The organism is Pseudomonas sp. C2B4, from assembly GCF_013359695.1.
Lineage (GTDB): Bacteria > Pseudomonadota > Gammaproteobacteria > Pseudomonadales > Pseudomonadaceae > Aquipseudomonas.
Window position 1 is genome coordinate 175953 of sequence record NZ_JABFMU010000005.1, and the last position, 21406, is coordinate 197358.

General features: G+C 55.0%; 22 protein-coding genes and 2 tRNA genes. 3 read left to right on the forward strand and 21 right to left on the reverse strand.

Annotated features, from left to right (window positions below):
• The 13 genes from HNQ83_RS06370 to HNQ83_RS06430 all read right to left on the reverse strand — a co-directional run bounded on the left by HNQ83_RS06370 (nucleotide 1) and on the right by HNQ83_RS06430 (nucleotide 10908).
• Entirely contained in the window at nucleotides 1-693 is a 693-nt protein-coding gene (locus HNQ83_RS06370) for a hypothetical protein (RefSeq protein ID WP_175388167.1), read from the reverse strand.
• A 3-nt stretch (nucleotides 694-696) separates the two neighbouring features.
• A complete protein-coding gene (locus HNQ83_RS06375; protein ID WP_175388168.1) occupies nucleotides 697-1755 on the reverse strand; it encodes a hypothetical protein in 1059 nt (352 codons plus the stop codon).
• Between the two features lie 30 nt (nucleotides 1756-1785).
• Complete coding sequence (locus HNQ83_RS06380) at nucleotides 1786-3078, reverse strand: RelA/SpoT domain-containing protein (RefSeq protein ID WP_175388169.1); 1293 nt, start codon at nucleotides 3076-3078, stop codon at nucleotides 1786-1788.
• A gap of 464 nt (nucleotides 3079-3542) precedes the next feature.
• Nucleotides 3543-3908 (reverse strand): hypothetical protein, encoded by a 366-nt coding sequence (locus tag HNQ83_RS06385; protein WP_175388170.1) that lies wholly within the window; start codon nucleotides 3906-3908, stop codon nucleotides 3543-3545.
• A 639-nt stretch (nucleotides 3909-4547) separates the two neighbouring features.
• Nucleotides 4548-4931 (reverse strand): hypothetical protein, encoded by a 384-nt coding sequence (locus HNQ83_RS06390; RefSeq protein WP_175388171.1) that lies wholly within the window; start codon nucleotides 4929-4931, stop codon nucleotides 4548-4550.
• The gene (locus HNQ83_RS06395) at nucleotides 4912-5397 is read right to left on the reverse strand and encodes a Panacea domain-containing protein (RefSeq protein ID WP_175388172.1); all 486 of its coding nucleotides are present in this window, start codon (nucleotides 5395-5397) and stop codon (nucleotides 4912-4914) included. Before HNQ83_RS06395 ends, HNQ83_RS06390 begins: the two co-directional genes overlap by 20 nt.
• A 242-nt stretch (nucleotides 5398-5639) precedes the next feature.
• Nucleotides 5640-5715 (reverse strand) — tRNA-Thr (locus tag HNQ83_RS06400).
• 104 nt (nucleotides 5716-5819) lie between these two features.
• On the reverse strand, nucleotides 5820-6347 hold the full coding sequence (locus HNQ83_RS06405; protein WP_175388173.1) for a serine acetyltransferase: 528 nt from the start codon (nucleotides 6345-6347) through the stop codon (nucleotides 5820-5822).
• 354 nt (nucleotides 6348-6701) lie between these two features.
• Nucleotides 6702-7931: a methyltransferase gene (locus HNQ83_RS06410; RefSeq protein WP_175388174.1), complete on the reverse strand. Its 1230-nt coding sequence runs from the start codon at nucleotides 7929-7931 to the stop codon at nucleotides 6702-6704.
• Nucleotides 7912-8601: an ABC transporter permease gene (locus HNQ83_RS06415; RefSeq protein WP_175388175.1), complete on the reverse strand. Its 690-nt coding sequence runs from the start codon at nucleotides 8599-8601 to the stop codon at nucleotides 7912-7914. Before HNQ83_RS06415 ends, HNQ83_RS06410 begins: the two co-directional genes overlap by 20 nt.
• Entirely contained in the window at nucleotides 8598-9293 is a 696-nt protein-coding gene (locus HNQ83_RS06420) for an ABC transporter permease (protein WP_175388176.1), read from the reverse strand. Before HNQ83_RS06420 ends, HNQ83_RS06415 begins: the two co-directional genes overlap by 4 nt.
• 78 nt (nucleotides 9294-9371) lie before the next feature.
• Entirely contained in the window at nucleotides 9372-10121 is a 750-nt protein-coding gene (locus HNQ83_RS06425; RefSeq protein ID WP_175388177.1) for an ABC transporter substrate-binding protein, read from the reverse strand.
• Between the two features lie 13 nt (nucleotides 10122-10134).
• Nucleotides 10135-10908, reverse strand: coding sequence for an ABC transporter ATP-binding protein (locus tag HNQ83_RS06430; RefSeq protein WP_175388178.1), 774 nt, complete (start codon nucleotides 10906-10908; stop codon nucleotides 10135-10137).
• Between the two features lie 553 nt (nucleotides 10909-11461).
• On the opposite strand from HNQ83_RS06430, the gene gabP reads away from it, so the two are divergent.
• Complete coding sequence (gene gabP / locus HNQ83_RS06435) at nucleotides 11462-12853, forward strand: GABA permease (protein WP_175388179.1); 1392 nt, start codon at nucleotides 11462-11464, stop codon at nucleotides 12851-12853.
• 375 nt (nucleotides 12854-13228) lie between these two features.
• Nucleotides 13229-13555 carry a hypothetical protein gene (locus HNQ83_RS31435; RefSeq protein WP_175388217.1) on the forward strand — a complete coding sequence of 109 codons (327 nt, stop codon included), beginning with the start codon at nucleotides 13229-13231 and terminating at the stop codon, nucleotides 13553-13555.
• A gap of 81 nt (nucleotides 13556-13636) precedes the next feature.
• Here the strand turns inward: HNQ83_RS31435 and HNQ83_RS06445 are convergent, their stop codons facing one another.
• The 4 genes from HNQ83_RS06445 to HNQ83_RS06460 all read right to left on the reverse strand — a co-directional run bounded on the left by HNQ83_RS06445 (nucleotide 13637) and on the right by HNQ83_RS06460 (nucleotide 16650).
• Nucleotides 13637-14089 carry a hypothetical protein gene (locus HNQ83_RS06445; protein WP_175388180.1) on the reverse strand — a complete coding sequence of 151 codons (453 nt, stop codon included), beginning with the start codon at nucleotides 14087-14089 and terminating at the stop codon, nucleotides 13637-13639.
• A 6-nt stretch (nucleotides 14090-14095) separates the two neighbouring features.
• Complete coding sequence (locus HNQ83_RS06450) at nucleotides 14096-14512, reverse strand: hypothetical protein (RefSeq protein WP_175388181.1); 417 nt, start codon at nucleotides 14510-14512, stop codon at nucleotides 14096-14098.
• A 36-nt stretch (nucleotides 14513-14548) separates the two neighbouring features.
• Nucleotides 14549-15523: an alpha/beta fold hydrolase gene (locus HNQ83_RS06455; protein WP_175388182.1), complete on the reverse strand. Its 975-nt coding sequence runs from the start codon at nucleotides 15521-15523 to the stop codon at nucleotides 14549-14551.
• Nucleotides 15524-15591: 68 nt separating this feature from the next.
• Nucleotides 15592-16650, reverse strand: coding sequence for a YhcG family protein (locus HNQ83_RS06460; protein ID WP_175388183.1), 1059 nt, complete (start codon nucleotides 16648-16650; stop codon nucleotides 15592-15594).
• 261 nt (nucleotides 16651-16911) lie between these two features.
• Between HNQ83_RS06460 and HNQ83_RS06465 the strand changes: the two genes are divergently transcribed.
• Nucleotides 16912-17361: a carboxypeptidase regulatory-like domain-containing protein gene (locus HNQ83_RS06465; RefSeq protein WP_175388184.1), complete on the forward strand. Its 450-nt coding sequence runs from the start codon at nucleotides 16912-16914 to the stop codon at nucleotides 17359-17361.
• A 234-nt stretch (nucleotides 17362-17595) separates the two neighbouring features.
• Here HNQ83_RS06465 and HNQ83_RS06470 read toward each other — a convergent pair.
• From HNQ83_RS06470 to HNQ83_RS06485, 4 genes are all read right to left on the reverse strand, one after another.
• A tRNA-Phe gene (locus tag HNQ83_RS06470) sits at nucleotides 17596-17671 on the reverse strand.
• 103 nt (nucleotides 17672-17774) lie between these two features.
• The gene (locus HNQ83_RS06475; protein WP_007897448.1) at nucleotides 17775-18047 is read right to left on the reverse strand and encodes an oxidative damage protection protein; all 273 of its coding nucleotides are present in this window, start codon (nucleotides 18045-18047) and stop codon (nucleotides 17775-17777) included.
• Nucleotides 18044-19111: an A/G-specific adenine glycosylase gene (gene mutY / locus HNQ83_RS06480; RefSeq protein WP_175388185.1), complete on the reverse strand. Its 1068-nt coding sequence runs from the start codon at nucleotides 19109-19111 to the stop codon at nucleotides 18044-18046. Before mutY ends, HNQ83_RS06475 begins: the two co-directional genes overlap by 4 nt.
• Nucleotides 19108-21336 carry an AsmA family protein gene (locus HNQ83_RS06485; protein WP_175388186.1) on the reverse strand — a complete coding sequence of 743 codons (2229 nt, stop codon included), beginning with the start codon at nucleotides 21334-21336 and terminating at the stop codon, nucleotides 19108-19110. Before HNQ83_RS06485 ends, mutY begins: the two co-directional genes overlap by 4 nt.
• Between the last annotated feature and the right edge of the window lie 70 nt (nucleotides 21337-21406).

The following is a 21406-nucleotide window of genomic DNA, read 5'->3' on the forward strand; positions in this document are numbered from 1 at the left end:
CTAATAGGGCGAGGCAATGACTTTATCGATGTCGATCTTTATTGCACTTAATAGGTCTTTCAACTCCATTGTCAACGACTTCATGCCATTGGCTGTATCGCCCATCCCTAGCTTTTTTGCTTCTTGCTGAACGTAGTAGTCATGGTATTCATTGAGCCTTCGGGCGCCATCCTCGTTGATTGCTTGTCCTTCTGAAATTGCTTTGTTAATTAAATTTTGGGTTGCATACCTTCCAGCGCTATACACAGCTTGGCAGTCCGCATTGTTAAGATTGATCATGGAAATTAACCCCTTTGTTCTCATGTATATGCGAACAATTTTTGCGGAAATCAGAGGGTCGACATTTGCCAAGCAAGATGGGGCTGAGTCATAGATTGGAAAGGGGTTTTCCCCGATTGGCAGTGTGTCAATGTAGGGGGTGTTTTCGGGAATCGACAATAGTTCTTCTCCATATTCAAACATGTAGATATCCCAAGCGGTTGTGAGTTCTGCTTTTATTAGTCGAAGTGTGTTCCTGGTCGTTTCAATTTCGTCGTTCTTTGATTTTTGCAATGCATACTCATGAGCTTTCGTTGTGGCCCTGCTTGTTGCTCTCGCTCCAATGTATGCGGCTGCAAGCGCGATAAAAACTTCTTTTGAGAATATTCCATCAAATGCATCTGCTACGACATTCAAGACGTCTATAAGTTGCATGGTTTAGCCCATTTTTTGATTTGTCTGTGGGGCATTGTATCCATCAATTCCTAGCGATCTCAATATTGGGCGTCGCGGGTCGCCTAATTTTTTTGATATTTCTATTAAATAGTCTTTGACTTGATGATCTCTAGCATCCATGCCCGGCCAAAAGAAGGGAACATTTTGGTTTTCTAAGCTCTCCATAAAAGTAATGTGTGTCAAGCAAATAAATATTCTAGGGAAATTTGCTGGATTGTTAAAATCATTCTTTAGTAAATGGATGATTAAGTGGCGGTTAAATCCTTCGTCATTTCCTTGGCTTGATTTGTAAAGCACATTTTTAAAGTAAAGTCGAAACGCATTGATTACGTCTGATTGTGGGCATATATGGGTAAGAAAATCAATTTCTACAGATGAGTTGTAATCTTTTCCAGGGTGCCAGACGTATGCGCCTAATCTTCTCCGGCCCCATTGTATTATGATGTCTTTGAGGTGACGCTCGAATACATCCGAGCTGACGTTACCCGGATTTGTAGTTAGCTTTGAGTTTTGTATATTTCTTAATCCCGCTTCAAATACCGGGATTAAAGACATAATGGCGATGTGATCCATGCCAAGGTAATACGCTTCGATCGCCTCAAAAATAATAATTTTGTATTCTCTGAGGGAGTTGCTAATTGAAAAATATTTATTGAAGTAAGTGGCTGCAACCTCAGGGCTGAATATTTCATTGAGCCAGTAGTCTGCCGCATCCTTTGGGTTAGCGGAATTGTTCATGGTGAAAACTGCGTTAACTAACTCGCCCTCACCTACTAGATGCAGTGGGATTGGTAGCGATAGAGATAATGCTCTTTCCTGCGTGCCTGTGATTCGGCCCCATTTCTTGTTGTAGTAATCAATCGGTCGTTCAGTGACAAAGCACAGACCTTCATCTGTAGCAATTTCAAAGCCCGGCTTTTCTAGATCTTTAGAGGAAACATATACCTCTATGTTTTCGTGCTTCCTGAAAGTTTCGACTATCAGTTTTTCAGTTAATATCGGATACCCGCATAATTTTATTAGGGTTTTTTCATATTTCATAGGTAAGTCCTTTTCCCTAAATAATGCTATCTATTTTTCTGGTTCGTCGTCAGTTTTAATATCGTCTGTATTAGTGCGTGGAAAATTTTCAAGTGCTTTTGCGATGGCTGAGTCTTGACGGGTGATATTCTCAAGTGCAGAGGCTAAAGCCGCATTCGGCTGATTGATTTTCGCCATTGCAGTTGTAAGGGCTGCATTATGCCGGCTGATTTCTTCAATGGCTGCTGTGAGGGATGGATTAGGCCGATTCATCCTTTCTACCAGTTCCGCAATGGCTGCATTTGGGCGTACGAAATCGTCTATGATTTTTTTCATTTTCGGATCCATCGAAAACTTTGATAGCATTTTCAATTGGTCAGAATTATTGGGTAAGAGATTCGGCACATGCATATCCGTCATGGCGCGTGCCAATGTCGTGTAGGTCGGGTTTATGGAGTTCTTTTCTTTAATATTGTTTACACTGCTTTGAAGAGACCTGATTGTCTCTTCTGACGTCGAACCGTCAGATCGCAATTGATCGATTTGTTGTTGCAGTTTTTCGATGTCGGAATTTTTCGAAGCTAAAATAACTTCGTTCTCCAGTTCGGCTGCGCTTGTTGCGTTGATGAGGTTGTGGAGTTTTATTACAAATGAACCCATGTCATCAGCCGTTCCCGCAAAACCATTAAATACGCCAATAAAGTACTTTAATAGATCGTTATTGGAAAAATCTGGATATCTAACTTTGTGATCAATCTCACTCCAGCCTTCTTGGAAGATCGTTCTAACTTGGATCTCTACTATTACATGTTCTTTTTCTGCAGCATATGTGAATCCGTAATGTATAGATCTATAGCCTGCGTCATGAGGTTTTTCAGTAGCGCCGCGTTTGACTATTTCACTTAATGGGTGGTCGCCTTCCCTTTTGAATACAGTGACGTCGTAAACATCATAAGTTTCACGAAGCTGTGCATCAATTTCGAAGCATTCCTCTCGCAGCAAATGCAGGGCACGAACACCAATCAAGTCCGAAACTACAGATCTATAGTTTTCACGGTTGATCGTCTGCCATTTTTCTTTTGGATGTTCTTCAAGGTTTTTTCTTATGATTTTTTTTATTAGTCCAAACGTATCTTTTACTCGCCATCTAACTGAATGCACACCGCGAAATGCTTGTATTCGGTTGGCAATGTGCCCGCCGTTTAGTGCTAATGCATGACGCGCCGAGTCATGATGATTTGCAATTAAAACTAATTGATCCCAGTCCAGGGAGGACTTTTCCCAGTCCTGCTGTGAGATATCAGCTTCTTCAAGAAACGCTTCACGTGTGTATTCAAACGGCATTGCTAAGTCCTTTGTTCGAGTCCGTGGGGGACTATAGAACACCGCGACGCCTCGGCACTACGCGGATTGATAAAAAAGGCGTGCCTAAAAAAACTACAGGAAAAAGCACTTATCCCCCTCCCGCCGACGGGCTTTGCGTCCTTTTTTTGTGCAAATTCGGATGTGGTGCAAGCGAAGCTGTAGCCCAAGCGGGCCATGGGGCTTCGCGGGGCATCGGTCATTTCACAAAATGAAAAGTTTTGAAGAGAAATGCAGCGCGGTTGCAAAGCAGGACAGGGGACGGTCACAAACGGGGTGAGGCTGGAGTCCCCGGTTTCATTGACTGGAAAAATGAAAAACACCGGTTTTGGAGGATTTTCAGTTTCAAGCACGGTCACTTTTAAGCGAAATGATCATCGAGGATCCAAAGGCGATAATTAGCTGGAGCTCGCGAGCGCTATGGGTTGTAGTCGCTCGCCGGCGTTTCAGAAAGTTTCTTGCTCGGTATCTGTCAATCGAAGGTGGGGCAGTTCACTCATTTTCTGCAGGCGCGTGAATTCGTTTGTCACGACGGGGATCAGTAGGCGCTCTAAAGCATCTCGCAGTTTCAACGCCTGGTCTTCGGTCAGCTTTTTCACGGCTCCAGTGACACTGCTGGCGCAACGGACGTTGGCGGGAGGGATGCCGATCATGTCCATGGACCCATCTATGTAGCCACCCAAGTAGTCCTTTCGTTTAAACAGGATCGAACTTTCAGGTGCTTCCTGGTAATCCCAGTGAACCTCCCAGGTCGCGCCGTTCTTGATGATTTCAATGATGGGGACTGCTGCTCGGGACGCTGTCTTACGCATGCTTATTCTCCTCGATCAGTGCGCGCCGGGGTTATTTTGAAGGATAGCTTCGAGGTGCCCCAATAAAGTTTTTTAGGTTGACCCTCAAATCCTTGTCAGACCATGGAAGTTTGTCAGAGAAACCCTTGAAAGCCCCGTATTTACTGGGTTTGTGGGTCTGACATTGAGGGTGGATGTTGATGGCAATACTGCCATCTCTAATAAAAAACCACTGTTAATCAATGACTTATAAATCAAGAATCTGACACTGGTTTTTTGTCAGGTTTTCCAAGTCACTGCCACCTTTTCCGACACTACCCAAAACTCTCAAAGCCTTTAAATATAAGGGTTACAGAGTAGAGGAATATAAATCTGACAAATCTGACAAGCTTTTGAGGGGTCAACCTAAATTTTTCTGCGCTTCGCATAAGGGGCGTTTCGTCATACGCGTACACACTGCAACGGCTCTGAAAAATCGGCCTATCACACCGCGACACTGCTACTTCTCACCCCGCCGTTACTGAGCTTTGGGCATGCCCGTTGTGTGCCTTCTGGCGGCGAAGGGAGCGCTTGTTACGTGGGATAAAAAACAAGGGCCTGCATCGCTGCAAGCCCTCGTCGTGGTGTACTGGAATCGAACCGATGACCCTACGGATATCGCTACAAATGCTTTGACTGCTCTGCAAAGATTTTTGAAGCCAGAGCGGTACCTATGATGGTTTTGATGGTGTCTAGCTGAGACGGACTCAAGAAGCACCATGGGGTGATCCAATGAAAAATAAGGACGCCGAGCATTCCCATAAATGCGATCACCAACAGCCAGAAAATACCAATTCTGGCGTTTGACAGATGATCACGGAATTTTTCATCCCGGCTGTGCTTGGTGACAGCGGCTTCCTTATCAAGGTCGCCGGCTGCGATCGCCTTTCGTTCCTCGTTAGCAAGGCCGTGGTCGGCGGGTAATGGCTTTATAGGACCGATGGGGCTCGGTATATCAATAATTGGAGCCCCAGCGTTAGGGACTTCAGCTTGTGGCTGCTGCATGCGCTGTACGTTCCCTGTAGAGCTGCTGATAATGATCCATGATCAATTCGTTCGGGATGACAGACCCAAGTGTGTCCCCTCTAAACGTCCTCGACCATGGCGTATTTGGCGCATGCGTGATCTGGGAGAGGGCAATCCCTGACCGCTCACCGTACATCTGCATTACCTGGTCAACCATTGTTGACTCATACACGTCGAGCGGTTCTACAGGTTGGTGAACTGGGAGAATGCAAGGAACCGGTGCGTCGCGATACACCTTCAGGCTCTGATAAAGCTCCGGAATTACCGGGCCGTACTTCCACGCTTGGACTGGTTCCTGAATCAGTGGGCGCGAATACAGCCCAAGCATCCAGCCATGGCAGAGGTAAACCAGCTTAAGCAGCTGCATAGGGGTGTAATAGCGTGGAGGATTCTTGGCTGCGCCACGCTGAATGATTTCATTAGCAATTTGTAATGATGGGTGCATAAGTGCCTCCTCGAGGTTTGATTCCTTCAACCCTCTGTGACGAAGGGGGGCGGTCTTGATCCCCCTTCAGCTGTCAACGTTGAACTGTTGAGCCGCGATGTGACGTTAGCACGTTATAAGTTGAGTCGCTATCCGAAAAGTCAATACTGTTTGTTTAAACAGCATTCGGATGCTTGTTACGTCTGCTGTTACGTTGAGCAGACAAACAAAAGCCCCGCATTGCTGCGAGGCCTTGTTTTGTATGGTGCCGGCACCAGGAATCGAACCCGGGACCTACTGATTACAAGTCAGTTGCTCTACCATCTGAGCTATACCGGCGTGTCAGGGCGACGATTATAGCGATTGGGCAGGTTCTGTAAACCCCTGAATTCTGACTATTTTTGCGCAGGGTTCTGACAAGGATATCTGGTGCCCGTTGCGCGTCATCGAGCGTTGTAAAACGTGGTACCCGAGGGGATGTCCTTGTTGACGAACGACATGGCGCCGATGGTGACGTTGTCCCCGATCTTCAGGGTGTCCGCGATGATGCAACTGTTGGCGCCGACGCTGACATTGTCGCCAATGACGAGGTCGTAGCTGTCCAGCCCCAGGGTTTTGATGCCAATTGTGGTGTTCTGACGGATGAAAAAATTGCGGCCGATTTTGACTTCGCCGGTGATCACGACGCCCGGCAGGTGGCCGATGCGAAAGCCTGGACCGATTTGGGCGTGGATACTGATGTCGACGCCGTACTTGAGGTTGAGCTTTCTCTCCAGACGCTTCGCGTACCAGCGCGCCAAACGGTTTCCGGAATAGAAATACTGGGCCAGGCGAAACATGAACAAGTAGCGCAGGGTGTTGTTTTTTCGAGTCCGCTTGAGGATGTTGCTGATAAACCCTGTGCGGCTTCCGCGTTTTTTCTTGTTCGAAACTTCCGACTGCCAATGTTCTATCAAGGTGTCCAGATTCAAAACGCGGCCCTGTTGATCGTGCGGTGGTGTGAGATCGTCGATGGTAGCTGGTTGCTATTACGATGCCTACCTGCTCTCGCGTCTGCCTTGGCGCGTTAAATCCCGCTGTTCATTTGCTGTCCCTGATTCAACAGTTGAACGCTTTTGAGCAAATGCTTATGCACAACGGGATTTGTAATGCACGAGCAACATGACGAATGTGTGGATCCGTTCTCAACTGAGCGCAAATCACTGTTTTTCGGGTTTTTTATTCTGGTGTACGAAAACTGAACAGCATCGTTTCACCCCTGAAACAGCTGTAAATCTTGGATCCACGAATTTTCATCAACAGAGTTATCCACAGGCTGTGTGGGTTTAGGAACGTTCCGCCAACAGCAGGAAATTGCGCGGTGTAAGCGGCGTTTCACAGAAGGTGCCGAGGCGAATCCTATAGCCTTGCTCAAGCAGGAAAAGTGCTCGATCGAGCACCAGCCAAAGCTCCAACGGGCGTCGGAAAAGTCCGCGCAGCAGCTCCAAATTGCGCACGTGCGCCAAGCGCTGCCAACCGGCGGCTTCCAGTGCTGGCCAATCCTGCTGGCCGATTGTGGATAACTCTTTTAGCTCGGCCAGGTGATGGCAATAGTCGGCGAAGGGTTTGTCCAGCCAGGTGCTGGGCAGGGACGGTGTTGGCAAGTATTCGTCAACGCCACGCAGCTGCCGTTGCAACAGGTCGAACGCCAGGCGTCGGGCCATGGAGGTGTCGCGTTGGCGCCGGACGCGAGCACCCGCGGTGACGGTTTCGCTCATAGGTAACGCCAGATCATCGAGCGATAGCTGTAGGCCGGAGGCCATGGCGGCCGAGGAAATCGGTGAGTACCGGGAAATACTTATCCGGTTGTAGCAGCAAGGGGCAATGGCGAGTTGCTTACAGCCTGCCGCACTGGCGAGCTGGATCAACCGCACGTGGAGATCGCCGCAGGCGTGCAGTGCGACAGGGGTGTGGTCAGCCTTCAATAAAGAAGCTGCGTTCGCCGCAAGCACATCCTGCTCGACGTGCAGAGCAGGCAGTTGATGACGCTGACTTAAAGCCTGACCGCTGGCGACCAGCGCCGGATCGTATTCCAGGCAGGTCAGCTGTTGGCCGGTTTGCAGCAAGCGTCGCCCCAAGTGCCCTTTGCCCGAACACCAGTCCAGCCAATGCTTGGGCGTATCGGCGAAATTCAATCGACTGGCAAAGGCTTCGATTTGCCGCCACTTGCGTCCAGGTACGTCGACATTCAATCGATGACCCGCCGCTTCCAGCGCATGGGAGGGCAATTCATCCACGGTACTCAGTGCAAGGGACATCGCTGCCAAGGTTGCAAAAGGCTCGGGCGCATCCAACAGGGCAGGTTGATTGTGAGCACTTTCCGCATCCTCCAGCGACCGCCCGCGTAGCCAAGTGGCCAGCTCGGGGTAGGAGGCTTCCCAGGGGAGCTGCAGATGAGTGAAGGGTCGTGGCTTCCACAACGCCTGATGCCTGGTCAGGAAAGCATCCAGCGCGGTGAAGCGGGCGAGCAGGTTCTCGCCCGTCAGCACCTGAGGATCAACGGCCCTGGCAGGCATCGACGCGCAGCCAGCGCTCCAGCAGCTTGAAGCCGCGCACCAGCACAAAAGCCATCAGCAAATAGAACATCCCAGCCGCGAAGAAGATTTCCACTGGCAAGTAAGTCCGGGCAATGATGGTGCGAGCCATGCCGGTCAATTCCAGCAGGGTCACGGTACTGGCCAGGGCGCTGGCCTTGAGCATCAGGATCACTTCGTTGCTGTAGGCCGGCAGGCCGATTCGTGCTGCTCGGGGCAGCATGATGTAGAACAGTGCCTTGGGTTTGGACATGCCCAACGCACGGGCCGCCTCGATCTCGCCCGGTGGAATCGCCTGAATGGCGCCACGCAGGATTTCGGCGATATAGGCCGCGGTGTGCAGGGTCATGGTGGCCGTGGCGCACCAGAACGGATCGCGCAGGTAGGGCCACATCGAGCTGTTACGGATCACGTCGAACTGCGCCAGCCCGTAATAGACCAGAAATAGCTGAACCAGAAGCGGCGTGCCACGGAAAAAGAAGATGTAGCCGTAGGGAAATGCCCGCACCCACCACAGGCGCGACGAGCGCGCGATGCCCAGTGGAATCGCCAGCAGCAGTCCGGCAATCACGGCGATGGCCACCAGTTCCAGGGTCAGGGTCGCGCCCTGAGCCAGTTTCGGCAGCCACTTGATGATGACTTCCCAGTTCATTGGGTGCTCCTCGCGAAGCCGCGAGCGGCGCGTTTTTCCAGGAAGTGCATGCCGGTCATGGCCAGAACCGTCAGGCCCAGGTACATGAACGCGGCGACCATATAGAAGGTGAACGGTTGCTTGGACACGGTCACGCCGATTTGCGCGTGGCGCATGATTTCTTCCAGGCCGATCACCGACACCAACGCGGTGTCTTTCATCAGGATCATGAACAGGTTGCCCAGGCCGGGCAGGGCGATGCGCCACATCTGCGGCATGATCAACTTGGTGAAGATGCGCCATTTCGACAGGCCCAGCGCCACACCGGCCTCACGGTGACCCTTGGGAATGGCGAGGATCGCACCACGAAACACTTCCGTGGCGTAGGCGCCGAAGCACAAGCCCAGTGCAATCACGCCGGCAGCGAAGGCGTTGAGTTCCAGGTCGGGGTTGTCGAAGAACTCGCCCAAGGCACGCATCATGTTGACCGTGCCGAAGTAGATCAGCAGCACCCAGAGCAATTCCGGGATGCCGCGAACCAGGGTCGAATAAGTACCGCCAAGCCATTGCAGGGGCTTGTACGGGGAAGTCTTGGCCAAGGCGCCAAGCAGACCGAGCACCAGCCCCAGGCACAGGGCCGAGAGTGCCAGTTTCACAGTCATCAGCGCGCCAGCGGCGAGCGCCGGGCCGAATCCGTAGAGGTCGATAATCATGGATTTCTTTTCAAATCGCGGCAGGCAAGGCCGGGGACCGGCGCCGTCAGAAGGCGGCGCTGGTCCGGCAGGTCAGTATCAATAGATGCTGAACGGGAAGTACTTGTCGTTGATCTTCTTGTAAGTGCCGTCAGCGACGATTTCTTTCAGGGCGGTGTTCAGCTTCTCGCGGATCGGGTCGTTTTTACGGACAGCGATACCGATCTTGTCGCTTTCTTCCACCGGATCACCCTTGAATTCATAGGACCGGCCGGAGTCGCTTTTCAGCCACTCGTAGTTGACGTACTTGTCGGCCAGAATGCCATCCAGACGACCGGAAGTCAGGTCGAGATAGGCGTTTTCCTGGGTGTCATACAGCTTGATGGTGACGTCGTCACCGAAGTTGTCTTCCAGGAAGGTGCCGGCCAGGGTGGCACGCTGGGCGCCGATCACCTTGCCCTTCAGCGAGGCCTTGTCGGTTTTGAAGTCGACGTTTTTCGGCGCGATGAATTGCAGTTTGTTGGAGTAGTACGGGTCGGTGAAGTCTACCGCTTGCTTACGCTCGTCGGTGATCGACATCGAAGAGATCAGGAAGTCGAATTTCTTGGCGTTCAAGGCCGGGATGATGCCGTCCCAGTCGGAGGTCACCACGGTGCACTCGACCTTCATCCTGGCGCACAGGGCGTCGCCGATTTCCTTGTCGAAGCCCACGACGTTGCCGCTGGCATCTTTGTTATTGAACGGCGGGTAGGCCGCTTCGATGCCCATCTTCAGGGTTTCAGCCATGGCACCGGCGCTGAACGCCAGGGTGACGGCGGCAGCCAGGAAGACCTTTTTGTAGTTCTGCATGCGGGTAGCTCCGTTAGCGGTTGCTGGACATGAATTGTTTGCAGCGCGCCGAAAGCGGGTTTTCAAACACCTGCTGTGGCGATCCTTGCTCTTCTACCAGGCCCTGGTGGAGGAACACCACTTCGCTGGAGACCTGACGGGCGAAGCCCATTTCGTGGGTCACGAGCAGCATGGTGCGGCCTTCTTCGGCCAGTGCGCGGATGACATTAAGTACTTCCTGGACCATTTCCGGGTCAAGCGCGGAGGTGGGCTCGTCGAACAGGATGACCTTGGGCTGCATGGCCAGGGTGCGGGCAATGGCCGCGCGTTGTTGCTGACCGCCGGACAGTTGCGCGGGGTAGGCGTGGCGCTTGTCGGCAATGCCGACCTTGGCCAGCAGGGCTTCGGCCACTTCAATGGCTTCGGCCTTGCTCTGGCCGAGCACACGGCGCGGAGCCTCGATGATGTTGTCGAGCACGCTCATGTGCGGCCAAAGATTAAAGTTTTGAAACACAAACCCGATTTCGCTGCGCAGGCGATTGATCTGCTTGCCATCGGCAGCGACCAGTTCGCCGTTCTTCGCGGTCTTGAGTTTAAGTTCTTCACCGGCCACCAGAATCTGGCCCTGGTGCGGGTTTTCCAACAGGTTGATGCAACGCAGGAACGTGGACTTGCCGGAACCGGAGGAACCCAGGATCGAGATCACATCGCCGTCGCGGGCGGTCAGCGAGACGCCTTTGAGCACCTCCAGCGAACCGTAGCGTTTGTGCAAGTTGCGGATTTCAAGCGCGGGCGTGGCCTCAGCCATGTGCGTTCCTCATATATGTTGCGCTCCTGCTGTTGGCGACCTTCCTGGCGAGGCGGCCAAGCTAGCATAGCGTTTCAAAGGCAGCCAACAGCGCTACGGGCAGTAAACGGCTGGCATGTGGCAGGTTGTCGCATCGGCACAGCAGACTGTCGCCCCATCAACAACCGAACAGCCGTTTGAACCCTGCTCGCAGGTAAAAGCGCGGTGGCTGTCGCGTAAAAAAGGGCGCGATGTTGCCAGCTTTGACGGGGTGTTGGAAGCGCAAACCGGCCAAACGCACTTTTAATGTGCGCTGAGCATTTTTTGGGTGTGTTTCCGGTGCGCTGGTTCGTTCAATAAGTGGGTCGCAGGGTAACGCTTTGGCAAAGTGCCATTACTATCAATGACTTGCGATGACTGTCCGGTCAGGCCGAGATCGGCGGATTAGAGGGTTTTGAAACATTTTGGCGCAATTATTGCGTGCAGATTCCGGAACGCCCCGTTGGTTTCTTTTTACAGAAGGGAAATTCAAACGGGATGCATGCATTCGCTTTTCCTTACAAAGGTAGTTTCAATGAGCAGTACCCAAAGCTCTAACGGCCTCGAACAGGGGCTTAAACCGCGTCATGTGACCATGCTGTCGATCGCCGGGGTTATCGGCGCCGGCTTGTTCGTTGGCTCGGGCCACGCGATCGCTGCAGCAGGCCCAGCCGTGCTGTTGGCCTATGCCGCCGCCGGTATGCTGGTGGTGTTGGTGATGCGTATGCTGGGTGAAATGGCGGTTGCCTCGCCAGACACCGGCTCCTTCTCTACTTATGCCGATCGCGCGATCGGTCACTGGGCCGGTTTCACCATCGGCTGGCTGTACTGGTGGTTCTGGGTTCTCGTCATCCCGCTGGAGGCCAACGCCGCCGCGACCATCCTGCATGCCTGGTTCCCGGGCGTGGACATCTGGGCCTTCGCCCTGGTCATCACGATGCTGCTGACAGTGACCAACCTGTTCAGTGTCAAAAACTACGGTGAGTTCGAATTCTGGTTCGCCCTGCTCAAGGTGGTGGCGATCATCGGTTTCATCATTCTGGGCGTCGCGGCGATCTTCGGCTTCCTGCCGAACAGCCAGGTCAGCGGCGTTTCGCACCTGTTCGACACCCAGGGCTTCCTGCCAAACGGCATGGGCGCGGTGCTTGGTGCAATCCTGACCACCATGTTCTCCTTCATGGGTACCGAGATCGTGACCATTGCGGCCGCGGAATCGAAGAACCCTGGCAAGCAAATCTCCAAGGCCACCAACTCGGTGATCTGGCGGATCGGCCTGTTCTATCTCGTATCGATTTTCATCGTTGTGGCACTGGTGCCATGGAACGATCCGGTACTGGCCAGCCTCGGTTCCTACCAGACCGTGCTTGAGCGCATGGGTATCCCGAATGCCAAGATGATCGTCGATATCGTGGTACTGGTTGCTGTCACCAGCTGCCTGAACTCCGCGCTCTACACTTCGTCGCGCATGTTGTTCTCCCTGGGCAAGCGCGGTGATGCACCGGCCATGTCCACCCGCACCAACAAAAGCGGCACGCCATACTGGGCGGTCATGCTGTCCACTGGCGCAGCGTTCCTGGCAACCTTCGCCAACTACGTGGCTCCGGCTGCTGTGTTCGAGTTCCTGCTGGCCAGCTCCGGTGCCATCGCATTGCTGGTGTACCTGGTGATTGCGATCTCGCAACTGCGCATGCGCAAGCAGCGTATGGCGCGTGGCGAGAAAATCGTGTTCAGCATGTGGCTGTTCCCGGGCCTGACCTACGCGGTGATCGCATTCATCGTGGGTGCCCTGACCATCATGCTGTTCCAGGACGCCCATCGCGTGGAAATCCTGGCGACCGGTCTGCTCAGCATTCTGGTGGTTGCCGCCGGTTTGCTGGTCGCTCGCCGTCGTCGCAACGAGAAGGTAATCGCAGCAGTCGCACGCTGAGTCCTCTGGCTCAAACCAAGCGCTGTTGAAACATCGAACGACCGCCATCAGTAATGATCGCGGTCGTTTTTGCATTCATTGCGGCGATTTATTGAAAGGCTGTCCCATGGACAGGGTGGTGGCAAAATAGTAGCCTTTGCGCTGAATGTGTATCACGGTTTATCCGGATACGATGGAGATGTCAGGACATGGATTGTTCACCCCGGCCTTTGCGGCTACCGTCCCTCAATTCCTTTCCTGCCTGCTCCGTTATCCGGCTTTTGTCCTGGATGCATTTGCCTGTGTCTGCCGTTCATACGGCTGAACAGTGCCATTGCTGCATGGGGTAGCCCGCCCCATTCAGCCAACCCATCGGGGCATCAAGGAGAGACAGGCATGGCGTTTACGTCGGTTATTTTCAAAAACCCTAACACCGGTGCCATGAAAGAAGCGCCAATCGGTTTTTCATGGACTGTGTTTTTCTTTGGTTTCTTTCCGCCGCTGTTCCGTGGGGATATCAAGTGGGCTGCGATCATGTTTCTGCTGGCTTGCTTCACCTTCGGGTTAAGTAACATCGTGTTCATGTTCATCTACAACAAACTGTACGTGCGTGACCTGATCGGTGCGGGCTTCAAGGCTCAATCCATCGCCAGCGGCGATCTGAGCTATGCCAGTGCAAAAGTCGGCATGGAAATCCCGCGCCTGGAAGGTGTTGCTGCCTGAGGCATGTCCCCCCTTGTCGGCAACAAAAAACGGCCGCTGTCAGTGATGACAAGCGGCCGTTTTTCATTTGGGTCGAAACCCTTATTCGGCTTTTTCTTCTGGCGCATCCACCGCCTGGCGGTAGACGTCCAGCGCGTCGCCGAAGTCAGCAATGAACTGCGGGTCGGTCAGCCATGCCTGGGCGGCGTCGCGGTCCATGCCGTCGGCCCACATGCGGTAATCGATCAGCATGTCGGCGGCCAGGTGGGTGGCGGCCATGCCTTCGTCATCGGCGTTTTCCATGTCCAGCAGTTCTGGATGGTCAATGATGATAAAGGCGAGGTTCGTCAGCAGCACGGAGAGCATTTCACTGCGGCTGACAGCTTCCGCATCGCGCATTTTGCTGAACATCGCCAGGGTGTATTCCGGGATCGGTTCGCCGATTTCGCCCAGGTCATCATCCAGCGCGGCGGGTTTTCTGCCGTGAATATTGATTTGCCTGGCTTTGGCTTTAGCGCGTTTGGCGCGTTTCTGTTGCTTGTTCAGAGAGGCCATGGGAACTCAGTTCGGTTTCTGTTGGGTTTGGGCGGCGATCGCGTCGGACGCTGCCACGTAGTCAGCCTGGAAGGCTGCGGATTCGATCCACGCCAGCGCCCCGGCTTCGTCGGTTTCGGCGGACCATTGGCGGTACTCGATCAGCGCGGCGAGGATAAAGTCCATCGCGCCTTCTTCGCCTTCCTGTTCATACACCAGCTCCAGCAGCGGGTCTTCGAGGAAGGCCGTGCACATGGCTTGCTGACTGATCTTTTGCGCGTCGATCATTTTCTTGAACAGGTCGGTCAGGTCGACCGACTCGAAATCGATGCGGTCATCGTTCGGATCTAGCTCGACCGGCGCGGCGGCACGTTGGGTGCGGTTTTGCTTGGCTTTGGCCTTGGCGCGGGAGGCGCGTTTTTGCTGCTTGTTGGCGGAGGCCATGGGCGTCGTTCCGTAAGTCGTTGAAAGGGCAGTGGCTCAATTGGGTGGCACGGTCCGCCCGGGAGTGTCGGGGGCCAGTTCTCCGTTTTGCAGCCAGGACAATGCAATGGGCCATAGTGTGGCTTGGTATGCGCTGCGAAAAAAGGCGAAATGTCCGACTTCTGCTTCGCCGATGTCTTCGGGAGCAATCCGCAGGTGGGTATGGGTGCTGCTGGTGAAGTAGCCGAGCAGGCGTTCGATGGCCGGGATGGTGCCGTAGGGATCATCGCTGATACTGATTGCCAGGATCTTTGCGCTGACGGCGGCAAAGGGCAGGTGACCGGTGGTGGCCTGTATGGCGCGACCACTGGGGCGCTTTTCGTAGTGCGCCGTGGGTGTGCTCCAGTCGCGAACCACGCCGGCGGGCGTATCCTCCAGCCATCCGAGTCGCTTGCCGGGAAAGTAGCCGCAAAGCAGCGTCACGATCGGCATGACCACATGCCATTTGCCGAACATTCGCCAGCGATGGGCCGGTTCATAATCACGCCAGTAAGCGAACTGCGCGCCGACGGTGAGCAGTCGCCGAATCACACTCCCCGAGGCTCCCAGCCCCGCTGCACAGCCGCCAAAGCTATGGCCCACCACATCGACAGGCTGGCCGGGAAACTCACGCTGCGCGCGCTGCAGCATCGCCTCGAAGTCCAGTGCACCCCAGTCGGTCCATGAGGCCTGAAGCCCATTGAGCGATGCCGGGCGTGATTCGCCGATGCCGCGGTAGTCGTAGGTGATCACATCGAAGCCATTCGCAAACAGGTAATCGGCGAAACGCGAGTAGTGTCGGCAACGGACCGAGGTCGCGGCGTTGATGATCACCACCGGGCGAGCGGGGGCCGGATCGGCATGCCGCCAGGTGAAGCCGCCGAGCATGAAGCCATCGGCGGCGGGTTGCCTGAAGGGCTCGGCAGCGGCGTCTGTTGCCAGTGGCAACTCGATTTGAGTGGGGGCCAGAGGTGGCATGTCCTGCAAATTCATGGGCGCTGAACCTTTGCGGGTAGCTGCCAACGATAGTCCTCGTGCTGCGGATGAACAATCTGTCTGTACTACTCAGGCATCTGGTTGAGCAGCCGCTCCTCAATCACCGCCTGTTCCCGATCCAGTTCCGCCCGCAGTTCGTCTTCACTCGGTAGTACCAACTTGTACTTGCTGGCGAAGAGTTGTTCATGGCCTTGCAATACGGAGTAGCGCACCACGGACTCATTTTTTTGTGCGCAGAGAATGATGCCGACAGTGGGCCCGTCCGTCTCTCTGCGTTTGAGGTCGTCGTACATGCGCACGTACATATCCATCTGTCCCACATCCTGATGTGTCAATTCACCACGCTTGAGATCGAAGATAACAAAACAGTTGAGAAGGTAGTTGTAGAACACCAGATCGATGTAGAAGTCTCTGCCTTCGGTACTGATCCGTTGTTGGCGGGCAATGAACGCGAACCCCTTGCCCAGCTCAAGTAGAAAGCCCTGGAGTTTGTCGATGAGGGCTTGTTCGAGTTTGGTTTCCAGGACGATTCCAGTATTGGGCAGGCCAAGAAATTCCAGCATCACGGGATCACGGATGAAGTCCCGGGGGCCGTTGTTCATTTCATGAATGTTGATGGCGGCTTCTTTCATGACGGCAGACTTGTCGCGACTCATCAGTAGGCGCTCGTAATAGAGAGTGCTGATCTGACGTTCCAGACTGCGGCTTGACCAGTTTTGAGTAGCGGCTTCGTTCATGTACCACATGCGTGCCTTTTCACTGTCCACTCGGAGAAGCCTGCGGTAGTGCGTCCAGCTCAATTCGAGACGCAGTGCGTCTCGAATTGGAAACGCCTGATAGAACAGTCGCATTTTTCGCAGGTTGGTCTCGTCAAAGCCCTTCCCAAACTCCACTGTCAGCACCTTCGCTAGCGTCGCCAGCAACTGCTTGCCGTAAGCCGCGCGCCGGGAACCCTCTTGTTCAAACTCCACGATGTGTCGCCCGATCTGCCAGTAGGTTTGCACTTGGGCAGTATCCACAGCTCGCTGAACTGTCAGTCGAGCTTGACGGATCAAGTTGCCAAGGTTGCCCAGCAACGAGGTGAGATTTGGATCTTCTTTGTTTTCGGGGGGTAAAGCGTTCATGGGGCTTCCGCGAGTGATTGAACAGGCAGAAGAGGATGGCAAAAGAGTGTTGGCCGAGGATGCAGGGCTAGGCCGAGAAACCGGCAGGAAACGCCTGACGTATTGGAAGGAGTGGCCCCATGGTGTGTGAGGCTTACAGGAGCAAATCACGTAGTACGTTTCGTAGTAAACCCAATTCAAAATCGATCTAAAACACGACCACTCCCCCGGAAATCCCAATTAAGTAACGATTGGGTTCTGTGGAACCCGGGAGTCGTCATCATGAAGCGTTTCCATTCACTGATGTTGCCCCTCGCCACTGTTGGCGTATTGATGTTTCCCGCCCTGTTGCAAGCCACCACGCTCGAGCCGATCAACAGCTCTGGTGTGCAGGTTCAGAGGCAGGAGCAGAACGGGATTGCCTATTTGTCCGGCGGTATTGGCGAGGATGAGTCGAGAGCGATCCAGCAAACCACGGGTTACAACTTGCACATGACCTTCTCTGTCGGGCCGCAGAATGAATACATTCCCGATGTGAATCTGGTGATTCAGAAAGCGCCCGGGCAGACGGTGTTGGCGTTGAGTGAGGCCGGACCACTGGTTTACGCCCAGTTGCCCCCTGGTAAATACACCGTCGTCGCGACGCGCAATGGTGTCGAACGGCGCGATACGGCGGATGTGGGTGCCGGTGCCGCGCGCAATCTTGTCTTCCACTGGAATGACGCTGAATAGCCATGCCCTACGCATCGTTTCAGGGAGGTAGGCGGCGGGTACCGGGCTGTTTCGTTGAGCGGGTGTATGGCTTGCCGGTGTCTTGATGCCTGACACCTGAAACGATAAAAACCCGCGATCACTGTTCAAGGATGGGCGGGGTTTTTCTGCACAGCGGACAGGGCCGGATTCGGCGATTATCAAATGGCAGGCATAAAAAAACCCTGAATCTTTCGATTCAGGGTTTTCGGTATTTGGTGCCCAGAGACGGAATCGAACCGCCGACACGGGGATTTTCAATCCCCTGCTCTACCGACTGAGCTATCTGGGCAACGGGGCGCATTAAACGGGTTTTTCAGGGGGTCGTCAAGCAAGTTTTCAAAAAAAATTTAATTATTACCGTCGCTTACGTTCCGACCCCCGATTTCACGGGGTTACTCGGCGGGCGGCACGTAGCCTTCAGCCTTGGCGTATTCCTCGCCGGAGAAGAACTTGTCCATCTCGCCCTGAAGATATTTGCGGTCTTCGGCGTTCATCATGTTCAAGCGTTTTTCGTTGATCAGCAGGGTCTGGTGCTTTTGCCAGTCGGCCCAGGCCTTGGCCGAGACGTGATCAAAAATGTCCTGGCCTTTGGCACCCGGGAAGGGCGCGCGCTCCAGGGCAGGCAATTCTTCTTTGTACTTGCGGCACATGATGGTGCGGGTCATGACGACTCTCCTGCGTTCAAAACGACGGCCGCGCGCTCGAGCAAGGTCTTGACCGGGGCGGCGAGGCCCAGGCGCGGCGGGGTGGCGAGGTTATACCAGAGCCAGTCGGCCTCGGCCACGTGATGGCCTGCCTCCTGGACCTGAACCAGCCAGGGTTCGATGGACAGTTGAAAATGGCTGAAGGTGTGTACCAGGCTCGGCAGCGCCTGCTGCGAGCCCAACTCCAGCGAGTGCTGCGAAGCCAGATGTTGCAGGTCGTCGAGGTCATCGAGCTCCGGCAGGCTCCAGAGACCGCCCCACAAACCCGTGGAAGGGCGACGGTAAAGCAGGATCTCGCCTTCACCGTTGGCGAGCATCGGCATCAGCGTGCGCTTCTGCGGAATGGCTTTGCGCGGCTTGGGGATCGGGTAGCGGGTTTCCAGGCCGAGCATGTGTGCTTCGCAGCCCTTTTCCAGGGGGCAGAGCAGGCAACTCGGTTTGCTACGGGTACAGAGCGTGGCGCCCAGGTCCATCATCGCCTGGGTGTAGGCGTTGACCCGATCATGCGGCGTAAAGCGCTCAGCGTTCGCCCACAGCTGTTTGGCGACCTTCGGCTCGCCGGGGTAGCCCTCTTGCGCGGTAAAGCGCGCCAGCACCCGTTTGACGTTGCCATCGAGGATCGGTGCGCGCAGGCCCATGCTGATACTGGCAATGGCGCCGGCGGTGGACAGGCCAATGCCCGGCAGGTCCGTGAGCTTCTCCACGTCCCGGGGAAACTCGCCGTCATATTGCTCGACAACAATTTTTGCGGTTTTCTGCAGATTGCGTGCACGGGTGTAGTAACCCAGACCCGTCCATAGATGCAGTACTTCATCCTCCGGCGCAGCGGCCAGGGCCTGGACCGTCGGCAGTGAAGCCATGAAGCGGTCGAAGTAATTCAGCACCGTGCTGACCTGGGTCTGCTGCAACATGATTTCCGAGACCCACACCCGATAGGGGTTGATGTCCTGCTGCCAGGGCAAATCGTGGCGGCCGTGGCGGTCGTACCAATCCAGCACCGCCGTTGAAAACTGCTCGGCTCTCATCGCTTGAACAGCCCCTTGAGTGCGTCTTTGAGTTCCGGACTGACCTTGTCGCCAAGCTTTTCGTCGATTTTCTCGCTGATCCGCTCGCCAGCCAGTTTGCTCGCGACCTGACCCATGCGCTCATTGTCGATTCGGCAGGCCTTGGCGCCCAATTCCAGAGGACCACGGCAACGCAGCGGCCACTCGATGCCGACGAATTTCTCGCCCACCTGGCAAGCCGGGTCCGGCATGTCGCTCTTGTCGCCTTCGACGATAATGCCCACGCGGTAGTCCATGCCCAGTACCCGCAGGTCGACATCACCGTCGCCGTTGACGGTCATGCCCGGGATGCGCACTTTCAGGTCCGGATTGCTGGCGACACCGTTACGGAAATTCAGGTTGCCCTTGAGTTCCTGGAAAGGGGTGTCCTTGCCCCGCGGCTCGCCGCTGAGGGATTTGCGGTTAAGCGTGGCGATACCTTTGCACAGCTGTTGTTCGAGGTTGGCGTTGAGCAGGACGCCATTGTTGATGACGAAACTGGCATTGCCGTTGAGGGTTTCGATTAGCGCCTTCTGGCTATTGCCGCTACCGGTCAAGGTGCTGTTGAGTGTGACCAGGCCTTGGACCGGTGGGGTCTTGCCCTGGCTTTCGAGGATTTTTTCCACCGGTACCCGGCTGATTTGCGTCTGCATATTCAGTACCGGTGCCTGCTGGCGCACATCGAGGGTGCCCTTGGCTTCGAAGTTGCCTTCGTACAGATCGCCGCGCAGATTCGTCAACGTCAGCAAGCCGCCCTGGCCGCTGGCCTTGAGCGCGGCGTTGTGGATTGGCAGCTTTTCCAGGGTCAACTGGCCAAAGGTCAGGTCGGCGTCCACATCCAGCTTGTTCAGGCGCTCCACCGGCAGCAGGCGTTCATTGCTCCACGCCTCCTTGGTGGGCGCTGGCGGGAGTGGTGTACTGCCGGCGCCCGCCATGGCATCGGCTTCAGTGCTGGCGACTTCAGCCTGGCGCACCTGTTTCGCACTGTTGGCCTCTGCCGATTTCGGCGGCAGGTAACGATCGACGTTGAAGGTGTCGGCCTTGAGAGTGGCGCGCAGGGATTGTTTGGCAAAGTCCTCGACGGCGATGCGGCCAGTGAAGGTGCTGTCGTCGACTTTCAGGTTGATGTCATCCAGCGTGAGGCTGGAAGGCGTGCCGGCCAGGCGGCTGACCAACTCGACCTTGCTCAGGCTCCCTTCTGCCATCACCGGGAATTTCTGGCCGATGCTGTCGACGAATTTCGCCAGGTCGAACTGGGCAATCGACAGGCCGCCACTGACTTGCGGTGTCTTGTCGAGGTCGTTGACCTTCAGTTCGCCCAGCGCGCGCAGTTGGTTGGCGGAGATTTTGATGCCGGTCCATTCAGCGACATTGGCGGCCTTGTCCAGCAGCAACTGGCCCTGTGCGGCGAAGGTCATGGTCTTGCCTTGCAGCGGATCGCCGGCGACCTCACCGGAGAGTTTCATGTCCTCGAGCTTGTAGCGCTGCAATGCGCGTTCGAAACGCAGTTCGCCATTCAGCTCTGTACGGACCCGCAAAACCGGTTGGTTGGTGCCCAAAAACGCGGTGAGTTTGATCGGAATATTGGTGGAGTCATGCACCGGGCCAGTGCTTAGTTGAATGCTTTCCGCGCTGAACTGCCTGCCGGTTTTCTCATCGCTGTATTCGACCCGGGCGTTGTTGACGGTCAGGCTGTCAATGTCCAGGCGAATGGGCTGGGCCGGTTTTTCTGCTTGAGCAGTGCTTTGCGTCTCAGGCTCGCTGGCGGAGGCAGGAGGCGTGCCAGTGGTGCTCGCAGTGGCCGGAACCTTGCCGATGTCTTCCCAGTTGCCATGGCCGTCCTTGTCGCGGTTCAGGCGCAGGTTCAGGCCTTCGACGCGCACGTCGCTCATCTGCACTTCACGACGCAGCAGCGGCAGCACGCGGACCGACAGGCCGAGCATCTGCAAATCGGCGAACGGTTCGGCTGGCTTGGCCAGGGTCGCCACGGCGGCGTCGTGCAGCTCCAGGCCCAGCCACGGGAACAGGCTCCAGCCGATATCGCCATTGAGCGTCAGCTCGATGTGGGCCTTGTCTCGGGCAATCTGGCGGATCTCGTCTTTGTAATCGTTGGGATCGAAGAGGTGGGTCAGGGCGAAGCCCAGCGCCACAATGATCAGCAACAACCCGAGAAGTACCAGACCCAGGATTTTGCCGAACGCTTTCATGGGCGAGTCCTTGTAGTTAGTCGAATTCGAAATTTAGCCGTGGAGTATAGCGCTCCAAAACGGACGATCG